The organism is Sphingobacterium sp. G1-14 (assembly GCF_002196555.1).
Taxonomy (GTDB): domain Bacteria; phylum Bacteroidota; class Bacteroidia; order Sphingobacteriales; family Sphingobacteriaceae; genus Sphingobacterium; species Sphingobacterium siyangense.
Genome location: NZ_CP021381.1, coordinates 303,980 through 320,503, shown reverse-complemented (window position 1 = coordinate 320,503; position 16,524 = coordinate 303,980). Strand labels below are relative to the sequence as shown.

Genomic DNA, 16,524 nt, shown 5'->3' with positions numbered 1-16,524 from the left:
AATTGCTCAGCAACCTCCTTTAGTTACTTTTTATTTAATTCCGCCAAAATTTGATCGAGTAAATAACTGATCGCACCATCACTGGTCTGCGGCAATCTTGTCGACATTTCAACCTCAGCACGGTTACCAACCACACCTTTGGAAGTAATTGCGGTACTGCCATATTGATTGAGTTGCGCCAGTGTTGTTTCCCATTGTTTATCAGGTGCAACCCCCATTTCCTTTAACATTGTCGGTAACTTTTGTAGGTCAATAGCCGCAGACATCTTATTTTGCTTCATCACTTTTACAAAGTCTTTATTTCCGGGAGCATTCGTCTTATTCTGACGGATATCATTTAGGGACAATGAGTCATTACTAACCATTACCAAATCTTCTTTCAAGAGAACATACATTGGAAAATCCTTGGCTTTCTGTTTTGAAAACGAATAAATACCGTCATAGACCTGCCCAACTTGCTTTGAAACAGCCATGTCCAAGCCTTTTTTTATCAGACGTTGATCCTTTGATGTGAACATCCAAATAAATACTGGAAGTGTTTCTTCCTTCGTCTTTTTCACTTCGGTTGCATTGTAATCATCGTCATAGGTGTAATCGATATAATCTTTTTTGAACTTACGAAGACCGTTAACAACCACGAGGTGGTCTCCTGGCATTACCTGGGCAATGGCCTTTTCATCTAGTGCTATTTCAAGAGCCATCAGTCCCCATTCGACAAGGTCCTGTTGAGGCCCCAATAAACCGCTATAATATTTTGCCATATAGGCAGGCATCTCTCTCAGATAAGCCTCCGAATTAATATTCACATTAAAAAAACCTAAGGTTTTATCCGTTAAATATTTACTGAACTTCGAATTAGGCTTTCGCGCATACATTCTTTTGGTCATCTCAGCAAGGTCCTTATCTAAACCTACAGATCCCTTTAATTTCAGCACATTGCCCTCTTGCACTAAATCCAATACCCCGTCTTGATAACCCGTTTTGAACTTATCCAGTTTAATTCCCATATAATAATAAGGAAGAGAGGTGGTATACGGCATAAGACCACGGTACAGATCCTCTACATGAGGAACATACAATCGAATAAGCCCGAGATTCTTTAAAACCTTCTCCTGATCTGCAATTGACAAAGACTTATAACTCCCTGAAACCAAACGGGTAACTTCATTCAATAACCATTTATCACGTAAACCGTGACGAATCGAATCGTTTTTCCGATTTTGATCTTCATAGGCCGTATATAGCGAATCATAATAACCCGGATCATGCATGTCTGCCGCGTCAGCCGCTGCATCCGCAGCCGCAGCCGCAGCAATATCAACAACTGGTGGCAGTACTTCTGTCGCACCTACTATCGTATCAGGTTCCGCAGCTATAGCAACCGGTGGGGATACTGGCACCGCTAGATTTTCATCCGCATCCCAGACTACGGCAGCAGAGTCCATTGCGGCTACAGTTGTATCTGCCCAAGCATCTTCGTCATCAGCTGGACGTGCAACGTAATCCACCTTTTTGATTCCATAACGACTAGCGATCGAATCATTATCCAAAAAGGTAGTATTTGTCGTCGCCGAAATAAATCGAGCAACCCGATCGTTATACACCAACATACTGCCGGCTTTGAGCCCTATGCTCGTATAACCATTGGCAAATGCCTTGGGTTCTCCAGCCTCATGAAGCAGTTTCTCAAATTGCCCCCTGTTGTTCAAGGAAAATATAAATTCCGTAAAACTGATACTATCGGTCTTTCTGGTATAAAAATAGGCCGTTTGAGATAAGTCTACTCCCAAATTTTTAATATCATTGCTCGCTGATATTCCCGATTTCTCAAAAAAACCTGCTTTCTGAAGCAACTCGTTCAGCTTATTTGCATTAGCCTTCTGTACAATATCTTTTACGTTAAAGGCCGCAATCATTTCTGCATCTTCGGGGATCTGTTTGATCAAGTCCTGCGCCTTTACAATTGTCCCAAAAGACAAACAGGCTAATCCTACCAGTATAATTTTTGATTTCATCTTATAAATAATTTTTCAGCTACACCCACCGTACTCTATAGAAGCACTTTCAGCAACTAAATATGGTCCTGGGTTCACCAATGTTATTAGGTTATTTTGTTAATGTGATTTTATTTGCCAAACTCGATTTACCATATACCAAATCCATAAAAGGTAGCTTTAGCAAGACCCCTTTCTTATTTCCGGCAACCTTTGCCAGGCCGTTTGCATGAGAAGCTATCGGTTTTTCAAAACGAATAATCTGCGTGTAGAATGCATCTGCAAACTGGGTCGTATTATCGCTTCCCAACTGATTGAATTTTGTCTTCCAGTCAGCAGAAGCCACAAATTTGCGTTCAAACACATTACTTTGCGCGTTATAATAATAGCGGTTTGAATTCGATATCTTCGTTTTAAATCGATTTGCCAATATATCTGAAAAGGCATTCAACGATTCTATCTGACTAAAGTCACATGAAATATTAACGATATAATTGGTAAAATCTGTGCTGTACTGTACATTAGAAATACCTTTAGTCTGCTTGAGCAGCTGAACAGCAGATCGAATCTCTTTCTCCATATCGGCTTGAGAAGGGATCTGTATGCCCTTGATACTTTTCATCTTCATTAAAGAAGCTACCTTGGTCTTGCTTTTACTTAAATTCAATGTCGCTGCAATATGCCCAGAACCATTCGTTTTTAAGTCGATCTGCTCAACAAAATCAAAACAGCTCGATAATGTCAACGCCATTACAACGGCACAGATCATCGTATAAAATCTTTTCAATTTTCCTTTCACTTTAAGTACTTCTTCCATTACAACGTTGTAACGATTAATAATTTGTCGAATCAATATATGTTTTGACATGAACAGCAAACATTGTGCTATTTTTTTCCTATTGACAAATTTATTAAAAACGAGAATGCAGTTTACTACCTGATTTCAGGGAAAAATTATGCAAAACAATGCAATGCTATTACTCCTTCACAAAGGAATTAAAACTGCTATCCTTAGCCCGACGCATCACGAGGACAAAAGCAATATTATTGTCTTAACAACTGTTTAAAAATGCTAAATATACATCCAATGAGATGCTAAAAAACCTGAATAGTCCCTAAAATATCTATCTCAAGATCAATTGAATACAAATCTTACAACCAGTAGCACTGAAAATATAGCTATAATGTATAGTCAACTTGCCTATTTTTGCCGTCATTTTATCAATATATACGAACTATTCATATGACGAACAAGAACACAGCAATCCCGGATCAAAATATATTCTAGATAGCTTACTTTATAATTGCATTGCTTACTTTTAGCTCTTGTCAGAAAACCGAATCTAGAATTGATCGAGCAGCGGTACAATTTACCTCCACCATTGTAGGCCAAATCAATACAAAAACGACAGGGACTTCTTGGGATAAAAATGATCAAATTGGTGTTTATATGTACAGAGCCGGCCAGTCTTTGGTAGCAACGTCGCTTATCAACCAAATCCAAAATCACCCCTTCACGTTTAACGGTTCGCTTTTTCAAAGTAGTAGCCCAGTCTTTCTACCCAATGAAAAAGTAGACTTTATCGCCTATTATCCTTACAAATCACTAGTAGACTTTCAATACCCCATCAATGTAAGTGATCAGTCCAATGTTGCAGCTTTAGACCTGATGTATTCAAGCAATGCCAAAAATATCGATAAAAGCAACAACACAATACCCCTTATTTTTGTACGACAGTTGAGCAAAATCAACATTAATCTATCCATTACCAATACAGCCGCATTGGAGACCAATCAGATTATAGTAAAAATGCCAGCGATAAACATCCAAGGAGGATTCGATTTGACAACAGGAAAATTGGATGTTAATTCTACCGAGAAAAAGGATGTGCAAAAAAAGGTATCTGTAAATGCCAATAAAACCACTCGCATAGAGTTTGTGCTACTGCCCGGAGAAGATATCACAGGAAAAGCGATTAAATTTATTGCCACTAATGGTGAAACCTATACCTGGACAGCACCCCATAATCAGCAGTTAAAGAATTTAGTAGCGGGTGGCCAGTATAGTTTTAATATCAACATTGACAATGGAAAACTGACGGGAGAAATTGGTGATTCACAAGCTTATCTAGAAATACCCAAAATGAGTAATCTCAGTAGTGATGAGATATTTATACAACATTTTATGCCAGACCCAAGCGATAGTAGGAATTATGCAATGCTATATGATAAAAAGCTAAAAATGGCGTATTGGGTTGCATATCCCCTGTACAACAGTATTTTAGGCTCAGGCAACCGTACGGATGCCTGGGGTTACGACCCTGCTGTATCAACAGCATTTCAAGCCAATCTATTTAAGGGATTTCAACCAACAGGCTACGACAGAGGACACCAGTTGCCAAGTGCAGACAGGAATTTCAATATCGCTCAAAATAAAACAACATTTTATTTTACCAACATGACAGCACAGGTTTCACGCCTTAACCAAGGGATTTGGGCAAACCTGGAAACGAAAGTCAGAACCTGGACCGCACAGTGTGACACGATGTATGTCGTAACCGGCGCAATACCTAAGACAAGCACAGATAACAGCCTCGATTTTGCGCAGGACAACGACGGAAAAGATATTGCGAAACCAAAATACTATTTCAAAGCCATGGCAATGAAAAAAGGAAACGAATATTATACCATTGGTTATAAAATAGACAATGTCATTCCTCCCGCAGGAAGCACATTCGAAAATTATAGGTTAACCGTAAGCGAGCTGGAAAAAATAACTGGATTCACTTTTTTCCCTGATCTAAATGATACGCAGAAAGGAAATATAAATACCTCCATTTGGAAATAATTAGGTTCCTTTTAATCTCATCATTCCACTATGGTTCTATCTCAATTTTTACTAGATTTATCAGATGAAGCTTATACTATTTGATCTGGACGGAACACTGCTAGACACATTACAGGACCTCGGGGACAGCTGCAATGCTATTCTTGAACAATATGGATATCCAACCCATCCCCTTGTTGCTTATAAGAAATTTGTCGGCAACGGTGTCCAAAAACTTATCGAACGCGCATTACCGCAAGAAGCACGGACAGAAAATATCATCTCAACTTTACTCCGTGCCTTTAAAGTGTATTATGAACAAAAACCTGTATCGCATACACGACCCTACACAGGGATCATACCGCTACTACAAGAACTGAAATCATTAGGCTATCTCATCTCGGTAGCATCAAATAAATACCATGAAGCGGTGATACCTTTGATGGCCGAATACTTTCCCGATATTTCATTTGATCTCGTCCTGGGGCATCGAACAGGTCGCCCCGCCAAGCCTGATCCCGATATTGTCTTCGACAGTATCCAAACACTCGGTGTTAGCAAACAAGATTGCTTTTATGTAGGCGATTCATCCGTGGATATGGATACCGCCAATAATGCAGGGGTAACAGCTATTGGTGTTACTTGGGGCTTTCGGGAAGAGAGCGAGTTAAGACAACACGGTGCACAGCATATTATCCACCATCCACAGGAACTGTTGGAAATTCTATAAAAGAAAAGCGGGACCTAAATCAACACTGATTTAAGTCTCGTTTTTTTCTCGTTCACTCCCAATGGTCTCGAGTAGCGCTCATATACATTTGAAATGCCGATGAGATCGCGAAAAACTTCGCGCGAATGCCACGAATTACATTTTCTCATCCATGAGTTGATCACTCTGTCCTTTTGGCTTACCAAGCTTCATTTTTACAACAAAAGCTTTATCTGCACTAAACGTTGCCGGAAGAACAATATCATAATATGTATTCTTATCAAGATCCAAACCAATGTGGGAACGTTTAAGAGCTAATGATTGACCATTTTGCAACAAGACAGCTTCTACCGGAATTACCACGATTCTATATAGTCCAACTTATTCAAAGACAAACAACACAACTATTCGGGACGATCAATATACTGTTTCTGTAAAAAAGTATTAACCGATAAAAGCGGGTCGTTTACCGAGATTGTCTCGAGATAAACCTAATGCCCCTCTTCAGGGCCATATTTGCTTCCTATCTTTGAGTCATCAAATAAGAAATAAAAAAATTAAAAAATAAACATCATGGCAACTAAAACAACATTCAGCATCAACAGTAAAACAATTACTAAAGTCTTTCAAGATCTTTTTGATTCCTTCAAAAGCTCCCGTTTAAAAGTTTCATCCAAGAATGGACAAGAATACTTAAATATCTCCTTGTTATTGGCTGTAATCATCGGAATTATTTTCCCTGTAGCTTTCATTGCATTGATTATTTTAAGTCTGATTGCACCGATTGAAATTGCAATCCTTCAAGAAGTAAAAGAAGAGCATGCTAATCAAAAGATGATTGAGCTCAAATAAATAAAGCTTCAATACCTTATAAAGAGCTAGGGCTTTCCAACGGTTGGATAGCCCTAGCTCTTCTCTTATTTCCTTTCTATCTTATCAAACGCTGTATTAGGAGACAAATTAAATGTAAAATTTCCTTTTGAATCCACACCGCCAGCGCCTCTAACGCGGGCTTTGATTTCGTATTTCGATTGGGGATTATAATTCGTCACTGTAAAATTGTAGTAAAAAGGTTTGATCTTGTTGGTTCCCCTAAATTTATCCGCAAGCGCATGATGTCCATCCTCTGCAATGACCTGCCCGTCCTGTAGCAATTGTACGGCATCAATCTCCAGAAAATTCTTCCCCTCCACAAAGAAAAATCCAGCTTGCGCTCGTCCATTATCGTAAATCTTCCTGCTCACATCAAAAGTTAGAGAACTATACGTTTCCTTGATATCATTAGGTCCCCATGATCCCGCAATATATCCCCCGGGACGATAATAATCAATACGCATGGAATCTAATCTTGGAAGATTGGCATCCAATCGATGGCTGAACGCTGAATAATCTTTTGCTGACTTAGCAGCCCATCCAATTTCAGCAACCGCAAGCAATCGCGGAAAATTCTGCACATTCAGGTCTTTAATATCCTGGGCCAACGCTGTCCACATATTTCCCTGAACACCAAGGACAAGCTGATCCTCAGCCGGACTAAGCCCTGCAGAAGGATCAAATTCATACACTCTTTTCAGCGAGTTTATCTGCGGATAGGCCAGGTCAGTCATAGTCCCATCATTCCGATCGGCCTGTGTAATATCAAAATAGAGATGCGATGCCGGTGTGGCCACGGCTTTAAACCCATCTTTGGTCGCTTCCTTGATCGCTTCTTCACCAAGCCAGCTCATAATCGCTGTACTCTTTGGTAAGTTTTCAGCATCGGCCAAAATATCATTCCACCCGATCGGTTTTTTCCCTTTCTGTACGATGATATCAGAAACGCGTTGAACAAAATAGCTCTGAAGTGCTTTGACATCCTTAATCTGGTGCTGCTTCATAAAATCCTGCACATGAGCCTCTTTTTCCCACAAATCGTGACGAACCTCATCCCCTCCAAAATGAATATAACTACCTGGGAAGAGATTAGCGATTTCAGTGAACACATTATTTAAGAATTCATACGTAAACTCTTTTGTCGGATCCAATGTATTGGGGGTAAATTGATTTCCCCAATATCCCCAAGATGACCCAAAAGGAAAGATGTGATTCGGGTAGGAATTTTTGTTTACCCCAAGTTCAGGATAGGCTAATATGGTTGGCCATGAATGTCCAGGAACATCAATCTCGGGCACAATCGTAATATTACGCTCTCGAGCATATTGAACAACTTCCTTGATCTGCTCCTGTGTATAAAATCCACTGCGTTCTGCAGGTTGTTTTTCTGTTCGATGAAATACCGTCGCATCTTCCATGGTCAATTTCGGATATTTCTTTATTTCGATCCTCCAGCCCTGGTCATCCGTCAAATGCCAATGGAACGTATTCATTTTGTATAATGCCATGACATCCAAATACTTTTTCACGGTTTTCACATCGAAGAATGTCCGGCTCACATCTTTCATATAACCGCGCCAATGATAGCGGGGATAATCTTTAATTTTCACAGCCGGAATATTCCAGCTTATTTCTTTGGTTGGGTTACTACCCTCGAAAGCTGTCGGTAAAAGTTGCCGCAGTGATTGCGTTGCATTGAAAAGCCCATGGGAGCTTTTTGCTGTCACGACCACTCCCCGATTGGAAACCTCAAGCTGATAGCCTTCATCATTAGGTGTTGTCAATTTAGAGTCTAGTCTAAATTCAATACTATTGCTCGCCTTTTTCTTTATGTTCAGGGGATAATGCGTTACTTTCCTCAGCTGCTCAACAAACAAAGACACATCTTTCGCATCGCAGTTCTTAAAACTTAAGGTAGTTTGTGGATTTAACAGAAACTGGCCTGCTCCCCTATTGATTTCCTGAGGTTTGGGGATAATAGCAATCCCAGACTGCGCATGGAGCCCTTGCACAAATAAAAGGGATAACGCTGCTGAACAGAGGAGTGTTTTCATTAAAATTTAAGTTTTTATTTTTAAATAAACAGACAAAAAAAGACCGTTTATTGGTTTCGTTATGCAAAATAAAAAATAAAAAATGATCCTTCTACTCCAACTTTCAATCAAACGATTGTGTAAGATTTTCAAAAAGTAGCTCGTTGACTACAGGCACACCAAGAGGATATCATTTTTTAGTATTAAATTTGACTTCCAGACAAAACAAAATAGGCTATAGCTAACTTATTGGGGTGAAAGAACAATAACGTGAAAAACAGTAAAAAATTAGTTATTATCAGGACAGTTTTAATTGCTTTTCTGATTCTTTCCTTGGTTTATATCGGTTCGATATTTACCTATCAATATATTGAGTACCAAAAAACCGAAGCCCGTTTAAATAAAACATATAGTTCTAAAAATAAATTGACGAATCTTTTCTACGAAGCTCATTAGTTATATTGATATTGATCCCAACATCTCAATCAAAAGCGGAACATATCGTGTACGTCAGATTGTTTCCAATCTGCTGAGCAATGCGATTAAATATACAAATAAAGGTCAGATCGAGGTGAAAGCATTTATCAGCAGCGATCAGAGCTCCAAATTACATATAGTAGTTAAGGATACAGGAAAAGGTATCTCTGCAAAAGATCAAGGACATATTTTCGAACAATATTATATGACCGATCAAAAATCCAAGTATAGTTTCGGATTGGGCTTACATATATCTAAGCTTATGACCGAGCAACTAAACGGAACCTTAAGTGTTAGAAGCCAACAGGGTAAGGGATCCATATTTACATTAGTCGTTCCATTAACCGAAGAAATTAAATACATGAAACAAATAACGAGCTTAGACAAACTTTCAAAAAACTTACGTTTTGTTGTTGTTGATGATAACCCAATTAATAACTTATTTGTTAAACAGGCATTACTACATTTCTATGATGTAAAGATTTTCGAAGATTCCTCCACTGCAATCGCATACCTCGAAAAGAATAACGCTGACATTATCATTACTGATCTCAAAATGTTTGGCCCTACCGGTTGGGACATTTTGAATACTGTCAAAGACAGTAATCTTAAACAGGAATGGAACAGCAAGGTTATCGCCCTCACTTCAGACGAGTCACAAGTAACCGTACAAATTCCCGAAGGCCAGGTACATCGATTCGATGGTGTTATGACCAAGCCTCTGGACAAGGCTATCCTTGCTCAGCTTATAGCAAAGATTTTGTAAGCGTGCTAGTCAAAAAAATTAGGGAAGGCCTTTTGACCTTCCCTAATTTTTTTGACTCCTACTCGCGTTTACTTGCGGTATTTAAGTAAAGACATTACTCTTCAATACCTGTGTAAAAAAAACTACCTGCCGTATCAAGATTCCTTACGGAATTGGATAGCCTTCCTATTCTTGCTTAACTCCATTTTTACAAACAAGGACCATATAATCCACCGCTAGCATAGGCAAAAGCTACAAACCTATTACGAAGCTGTTTATAGACAACATAAATAGCAATAAAGGCCGATGCCGATAGTCCTAATTCAAAACTTCGCCATGTTCTAGCTATCTCCCGCAAAGGGATGAAAAGAGTTTCTGAGGAATATCCGGTTATTCGGGAAGTAATGCTGCAGCTTGCAGGCTTAAAGAAAAGGACATTGGGTTTAAGAGAGATAGGGGCAGTGTACCAGTACCACTGAGCACAGTGACAGTTGCAGGATAGCGACAGTTGCGGAACAGCTTCCGATGGAGCAGGCTCACCGACGGTCCTGTGCTGCGATAACCGAAAGGCGGAGGATATGCAATAGCCTGTACATGGAAATACGGAAGTACTTAAACGAAAGAAGCCCTTGACTGTTTCCAGCAAGGGCTTCCGTGTAAAAAAAGGCACCGACCTACTCTCCCACCTGTTACGGCAATACCATCGGCTCTGGCGGGCTTGACTGCTCTGTTCGGAATGGGAAGAGGTAGACACCGCCGATATAGGCACCTAAAAATCTTTATTGACATTGTGATCTTATATGATCATCTTCATGCCAACTGACATAGCTATTGAAAGAGTTACGTTTCCTGTTTGTTTCTTAAAAATTAAAGAGGAAGACAACAGTGTCTGTCTGCTTGAGAAAGCTTCGGGCTATTAGTACCACTTGGCTTTGGTCTCTCAACCTTTACACCTATGGCCTATCAACGTAGTCATCTTCTACGACCCTATAAGGAAGTCTCATCTCGTGGCTAGTTTCGCACTTAGATGCTTTCAGCGCTTATCTATTCCAGACGTAGCTACCCTGCCGTACACCTGGCGGCATAACAGGTTCACCAGAGGTCTGTCCAACCCGGTCCTCTCGTACTAAGGTCAGATCCACTCAAACTTCCAACGCCCACAACAGATAGGGACCGAACTGTCTCGCGACGTTCTGAACCCAGCTCGCGTGCCACTTTAATGGGCGAACAGCCCAACCCTTGGGACCTTCTCCAGCCCCAGGATGTGACGAGCCGACATCGAGGTGCCAAACCTCCCCGTCGATATGAGCTCTTGGGGGAGATCAGCCTGTTATCCCCAGCGTACCTTTTATCCTTTGAGCGATGGCCCTTCCATACAGAACCACCGGATCACTATGTCCGTCTTTCGACCCTGTTCGACTTGTCGGTCTCACAGTCAAGCAAGCTTATGCCATTGCACTCCACGTACGGTTACCAAGCGTACTGAGCTTACCTTTGAAAGCCTCCGTTACCTTTTTGGAGGCGACCACCCCAGTCAAACTACCCACCAAACAATGTCCTCGGCATTGCCGAGTTAGAAACCGAATACAGAAAGGGCGGTATTTCAAGGTTGATTCCATGACTCCTGGCGAAGCCACTTCAACATCTCCCGCCTATCCTACACATCCTGTACCCAATCTCAATGTTAAGCTATAGTGAAGGTGCATGGGGTCTTTCCGTCCCGTTGCGGGTAATCGGCGTCTTCACCGATACCACAATTTCACCGAGCTCATGGCTGAGACAGCGCCCAGATCGTTACACCATTCGTGCAGGTCGGAACTTACCCGACAAGGAATTTCGCTACCTTAGGACCGTTATAGTTACGGCCGCCGTTTACTGGGGCTTCGATTCAATGCTTCTCTTGCGATGACATCCCCTCTTAACCTTCCAGCACCGGGCAGGTGTCAGGCCTTATACTTCATCTTGCGATTTTGCAAAGCCATATGTTTTTGTTAAACAGTCGCCTGGGCCTTTTCACTGCGGCTGCTCTTACGAGACAGCGCCCCTTCTCCCGAAGTTACAGGGCCATTTTGCCGAGTTCCTTAGCCATGACTCACTCGAGCACCTTAGGATTCTCTCCTCGACCACCTGTGTCGGTTTGCGGTACGGGTCTTCATAACCTGAAGCTTAGCGGGTTTTCTTGGAAGTCTGTTTACCTGCTCTATCAGCGCCACCGGAGCTTTGCTGTACTATTGGGTTTCAGCAGGGTCGGCGGATTTGCCTACCGTCCCTATACCTACGCCTTTCAACGAACTATTCCGTCAGTTCGCGGCAGTGTCACTACTCCGTCACCACATCGCAGTTATGAAGAGTACTGGAATATTAACCAGTTGTCCATCGGCTTGCCCCCTTCGGGTGCGCCTTAGGTCCCGACTGACCCTGATCCGATTAACGTTGATCAGGAAACCTTGGTCTTTCGGTGGGCGGGTTTCTCACCCGCCTTATCGTTACTTATGCCTACATTTGCTTTTCCATAACCTCCACAGTTCATTGCCAAACTGCTTCCCCGGCGATGGAATGCTCCCCTACCAGATGCATATCTTTCAATGCAAATCCATAGCTTCGGTACCGTTCTTGATGCCCGTTTATTATCCACGCCCGGCCGCTCGACTAGTGAGCTGTTACGCACTCTTTAAATGAATGGCTGCTTCCAAGCCAACATCCTAGCTGTCTGGGCAACCGGACCTCGTTAGTTCAACTTAGAACGAATTTGGGGACCTTAGCTGATGGTCTGGGTTCTTTCCCTCTCGGCCTTGGACCTTAGCACCCAAAGCCTCACTGCCGGCTATATTTGATAGCATTCGGAGTTCGTCTGGATTTGGTAGGATTTGACTCCCCCGCACCCAATCGGTAGCTCTACCTCTATCAAACTCTACGCCGACGCTGTTCCTAAAAACATTTCGGGGAGTACGAGCTATTTCCCAGTTTGATTGGCCTTTCACCCCTACCCTCAGGTCATCCGGAAACTTTTCAACGTTTATCGGTTCGGTCCTCCATTACATGTTACTGCAACTTCAACCTGCCCAAGGGTAGATCACAAGGTTTCGCGTCTACCTCATCTGACTATGCGCCCTATTAAGACTCGCTTTCGCTTCGGCTGCGTCCCTGAAGGACTTAACCTTGCCAGACAAGAGTAACTCGTAGGCTCATTATGCAAAAGGCACGCTGTCACAGGACCTGCCTGCTCCAACCGCTTGTAAGCACACGGTTTCAGGTTCTTTTCACTCCCCTGTTCGGGGTTCTTTTCACCTTTCCCTCACGGTACTGGTTCACTATCGGTCTCTCAGGAGTATTTAGCCTTACCAGATGGTGCTGGTGGATTCCCACAGGATTTCTCCGGTCCCGCGGTACTCAGGATACCACTATGTCAACATTCTTTACCTGTACGGGGCTCTCACCCTTATTGCGCAGTTTCCCACCTGCTTCCAGTTCATAGCGCTGTACAATGTCGTGGTCCTACAACCCCGACCATGCCGTAACATGATCGGTTTGGGCTCTTTCCCGTTCGCTCGCCACTACTTGGGAAATCATTGTTATTTTCTTCTCCTACGCCTACTTAGATGTTTCAGTTCAGCGCGTTCGCGTTTTATACGACTATTCTTCAAATAGTCAGGTTGCCCCATTCGGAAATCTCTGGATCAAGTCGCATTTGCCAATCCCCAAAGCTTATCGCAGCTTATCACGTCCTTCTTCGCCTCTGAGAGCCTAGGCATCCCCCGTGTGCCCTTATTTACTTTCTTCACCGGCATAGCCTTTTGCTACTATGCGGCTGCTTTTGATATATATACACATATGCTAGGTTCGGGATCGTCCGGCATTCACCGAGGGTCTCTCCCTTACTTCAGACACATACACGTATTGTCTCTATACTGTTGTCTTCTCTTGTAATTTTTTTTCTCTTTCAATATGTCAAAGAACTCTTTTTCCGGTATCCTGAAGTATATCTTTATATACTTCACCGGAGATGTGGAGAATAACGGATTCGAACCGTTGACCCCCTGCGTGCAAGGCAGGTGCTCTAGCCAGCTGAGCTAATTCCCCATTCGTTTTCGTAGTCCCGAGCAGATTTGAACTGCTGACCCCTACATTATCAGTGTAGTGCTCTAACCAACTGAGCTACGGGACTAGCTTATCTTGTTCATCTCTTTCTCTCGGTCCTGCTCCCTTAGGGGCGGGCACTTTCTTCTGATGTTTTTTCTTCCTGCAATCATATGTAACGTGACGAGCACCGATCTTCGATACTCTAGAAAGGAGGTATTCCAGCCGCACCTTCCGGTACGGCTACCTTGTTACGACTTAGCCCCAATTATCGGTTTTACCCTAACACGCTCCTTTCGGTAACATGCTTTAGGTACCCCCAACTTTCATGGCTTGACGGGCGGTGTGTACAAGGCCCGGGAACGTATTCACCGCGTCATTGCTGATACGCGATTACTAGCGAATCCAACTTCATGGGGTCGAGTTGCAGACCCCAATCCGAACTGTGAATGGCTTTTAGAGATTAGCATCATATTGCTATGTAGCTGCCCGCTGTACCATCCATTGTAGCACGTGTGTAGCCCCGGACGTAAGGGCCATGATGACTTGACGTCGTCCCCACCTTCCTCTCTGTTTGCACAGGCAGTCTGTTTAGAGTCCCCACCATTACATGCTGGCAACTAAACATAGGGGTTGCGCTCGTTGCGGGACTTAACCCAACACCTCACGGCACGAGCTGACGACAGCCATGCAGCACCTAGTTTCGTGTCCCGAAGGACGAGTGCGTCTCTGCACTCTTCACTAACTTTCAAGCCCGGGTAAGGTTCCTCGCGTATCATCGAATTAAACCACATGCTCCTCCGCTTGTGCGGGCCCCCGTCAATTCCTTTGAGTTTCACCCTTGCGGGCGTACTCCCCAGGTGGATAACTTAACGCTTTCGCTGGGACGCTGGCTGTCTATCGCCAACATCGAGTTATCATCGTTTAGGGCGTGGACTACCAGGGTATCTAATCCTGTTCGATCCCCACGCTTTCGTGCATCAGCGTCAATACCAGCTTAGTGAGCTGCCTTCGCAATCGGAGTTCTAAGACATATCTATGCATTTCACCGCTACTTGTCTTATTCCGCCCACTTCAAATGGATTCAAGCCCATCAGTATCAAAGGCACTGCGATGGTTGAGCCACCGTATTTCACCCCTGACTTAATAGGCCGCCTACGCACCCTTTAAACCCAATAAATCCGGATAACGCTCGGATCCTCCGTATTACCGCGGCTGCTGGCACGGAGTTAGCCGATCCTTATTCTTCCAGTACATTCAGCTAGATACACGTATCTAGGTTTATTCCTGGACAAAAGCAGTTTACAACCCATAGGGCAGTCTTCCTGCACGCGGCATGGCTGGTTCAGGCTTCCGCCCATTGACCAATATTCCTTACTGCTGCCTCCCGTAGGAGTCTGGTCCGTGTCTCAGTACCAGTGTGGGGGATTCTCCTCTCAGAGCCCCTAGACATCGTCGCCTTGGTAAGCCGTTACCCTACCAACTAGCTAATGTCACGCGAGCCCATCTCTATCCTATAAATATTTAATAGCTAACCGATGCCGGTCAGATATGTTATGCGGTGTTAATCTCTCTTTCGAGAGGCTATCCCCCTGATAGAGGTAGGTTGCTCACGCGTTACGCACCCGTGCGCCACTCTCACCATCTTCGAGCAAGCTCTCCGATGGATCCCGTCCGACTTGCATGTATTAGGCCTGCCGCTAGCGTTCATCCTGAGCCAGGATCAAACTCTCCATTGTAAAATGAAGTTTTTGATTCCAACTATTTATAATAATCAGAATTCTTTTTTTATATCTCTGATCTTGGATCGAATTGAACGAATTACTTGAATTTGTTCATGACTTTCGTTTGTCTACTCGTCACGCTTACATGATTGTGTTTTCTTAAAGAACTTTGTCGCTTCAACTTCCGTATCCGCTATATTCCGATGGGCATTGCGCCCCTCTTTATCTTTTTTGTTTTTCCCTTCGTTTCCGTTGGGACTGCAAAGGTAGAAATCTTTTCTGAACTTCCAAAAACTTTTTCAAGTTTTTTTTCTTTTCCCTTTTTTCGATTTCCGCGTTTAAAATTAAACCGGGCGGGATTTTAGATCCTGCCAGGCTTCTCTTAAACCCTTCTTTTTTCATGGCTCCTTCTCTCGAAGTAACCGTCTCTCCCTTGCGGAGTGGTGCAAAGATAGGGAGTTTTCGGGCAGACTTCCAAGCCTTTTGTTCTTATTATTTTCATTTTATCCTTAACTGCCTGTAACGGTGCGAGATTCTTTTTGTAAAACAGGTGATCGGAAGGCTGAAATGGCTGATCCGGCCGCCAGATTGGGCCACATAGCGGCATCAGGTAACGAAAACATCCTGAATTGCACCTGCCGGGTCTACTGCCCCACCGACACAGCATAGCAAAGGGAGATCGGAAAACGCAAACATACCCGAACAGAGAACAACAGAAGAATACCGCAGCACAGCAAAAGAATGAGAGCATACACCGCTCCGGATTACCCATTAAATGATCACACTCTTTTACTACTTTACTTAGGGTTTGTTTAGGTATAGCTTAGGTTATAGCTAAATAAATCCTAACCAAAAGCTAACTAAATACTAATTAAAATCTAACTTAAAGAAGAACTAAATAAAAGCGAATAAACATAACATTATGTAAATAACCCTACAAGTATCCCAGCATCCAACCAGAATCACCATGATATAGGCATTTTTGGAGGGTTTATGGGATCAAAGAAAATGAGCAAGAGAAAGCGTTCAGCTTGTAACACGTTTAGAATAACGACTAAGTTCAAA

The 16,524-nt window shown here is 42.8% G+C and carries 9 protein-coding genes, 2 tRNA genes and 3 rRNA genes; 4 read left to right on the top strand and 10 right to left on the bottom strand.

Going from position 1 to position 16,524, the window contains the following annotated elements:
• Positions 1 to 23 precede the first annotated feature (23 nt).
• Positions 24 to 2,015, bottom strand: a complete 1,992-nt coding sequence (locus CBM24_RS01420) for a DUF4836 family protein (protein ID WP_088159962.1) — start codon at positions 2,013 to 2,015, stop codon at positions 24 to 26.
• A gap of 91 nt (positions 2,016 to 2,106) precedes the next feature.
• Positions 2,107 to 2,811, bottom strand: a complete 705-nt coding sequence (locus CBM24_RS01415; protein WP_157698353.1) for a hypothetical protein — start codon at positions 2,809 to 2,811, stop codon at positions 2,107 to 2,109.
• Between the two features lie 492 nt (positions 2,812 to 3,303).
• Here CBM24_RS01415 and CBM24_RS01410 point away from each other — a divergent pair, with 492 nt between their 5' ends.
• Both CBM24_RS01410 and CBM24_RS01405 read left to right on the top strand, forming a co-directional pair.
• The gene (locus CBM24_RS01410) at positions 3,304 to 4,842 is read left to right on the top strand and encodes a DNA/RNA non-specific endonuclease (protein ID WP_088159960.1); all 1,539 of its coding nucleotides are present in this window, start codon (positions 3,304 to 3,306) and stop codon (positions 4,840 to 4,842) included.
• Positions 4,843 to 4,906: 64 nt separating this feature from the next.
• Positions 4,907 to 5,551: an HAD family hydrolase gene (locus tag CBM24_RS01405; RefSeq protein WP_088159959.1), complete on the top strand. Its 645-nt coding sequence runs from the start codon at positions 4,907 to 4,909 to the stop codon at positions 5,549 to 5,551.
• Positions 5,552 to 5,686: 135 nt separating this feature from the next.
• On the opposite strand, the gene CBM24_RS01400 is transcribed toward CBM24_RS01405, so the two are convergent.
• A complete protein-coding gene (locus CBM24_RS01400; protein WP_088159958.1) occupies positions 5,687 to 5,893 on the bottom strand; it encodes a hypothetical protein in 207 nt (68 codons plus the stop codon).
• Between the two features lie 210 nt (positions 5,894 to 6,103).
• On the opposite strand from CBM24_RS01400, the gene CBM24_RS01395 reads away from it, so the two are divergent.
• A complete protein-coding gene (locus CBM24_RS01395; RefSeq protein WP_070561781.1) occupies positions 6,104 to 6,382 on the top strand; it encodes a DUF4342 domain-containing protein in 279 nt (92 codons plus the stop codon).
• Positions 6,383 to 6,447: 65 nt separating this feature from the next.
• Here CBM24_RS01395 and CBM24_RS01390 read toward each other — a convergent pair whose 3' ends face one another.
• Positions 6,448 to 8,457, bottom strand: a complete 2,010-nt coding sequence (locus tag CBM24_RS01390; protein ID WP_088159957.1) for a beta-N-acetylhexosaminidase — start codon at positions 8,455 to 8,457, stop codon at positions 6,448 to 6,450.
• 412 nt (positions 8,458 to 8,869) lie between these two features.
• Between CBM24_RS01390 and CBM24_RS01380 the strand changes: the two genes are divergently transcribed.
• Positions 8,870 to 9,679: a hybrid sensor histidine kinase/response regulator gene (locus CBM24_RS01380; RefSeq protein WP_317042056.1), complete on the top strand. Its 810-nt coding sequence runs from the start codon at positions 8,870 to 8,872 to the stop codon at positions 9,677 to 9,679.
• A gap of 187 nt (positions 9,680 to 9,866) precedes the next feature.
• Here CBM24_RS01380 and CBM24_RS27140 read toward each other — a convergent pair whose 3' ends face one another.
• From CBM24_RS27140 to CBM24_RS01355, 6 genes are all read right to left on the bottom strand, one after another.
• Positions 9,867 to 10,304 (bottom strand): hypothetical protein, encoded by a 438-nt coding sequence (locus tag CBM24_RS27140; RefSeq protein ID WP_157698351.1) that lies wholly within the window; start codon positions 10,302 to 10,304, stop codon positions 9,867 to 9,869.
• Between the two features lie 15 nt (positions 10,305 to 10,319).
• Positions 10,320 to 10,431 (bottom strand): 5S ribosomal RNA (gene rrf, locus CBM24_RS01375).
• Between the two features lie 124 nt (positions 10,432 to 10,555).
• Positions 10,556 to 13,437, bottom strand: a 23S ribosomal RNA gene (locus tag CBM24_RS01370).
• A 227-nt stretch (positions 13,438 to 13,664) separates the two neighbouring features.
• Positions 13,665 to 13,738 (bottom strand) — tRNA-Ala (locus tag CBM24_RS01365).
• An 11-nt stretch (positions 13,739 to 13,749) separates the two neighbouring features.
• A tRNA-Ile gene (locus CBM24_RS01360) sits at positions 13,750 to 13,823 on the bottom strand.
• 121 nt (positions 13,824 to 13,944) lie between these two features.
• A 16S ribosomal RNA gene (locus CBM24_RS01355) occupies positions 13,945 to 15,474 on the bottom strand.
• The 16S, 23S and 5S rRNA genes sit together here with 2 tRNA genes alongside, the layout of an rRNA operon.
• Positions 15,475 to 16,524: the final 1,050 nt, after the last annotated feature.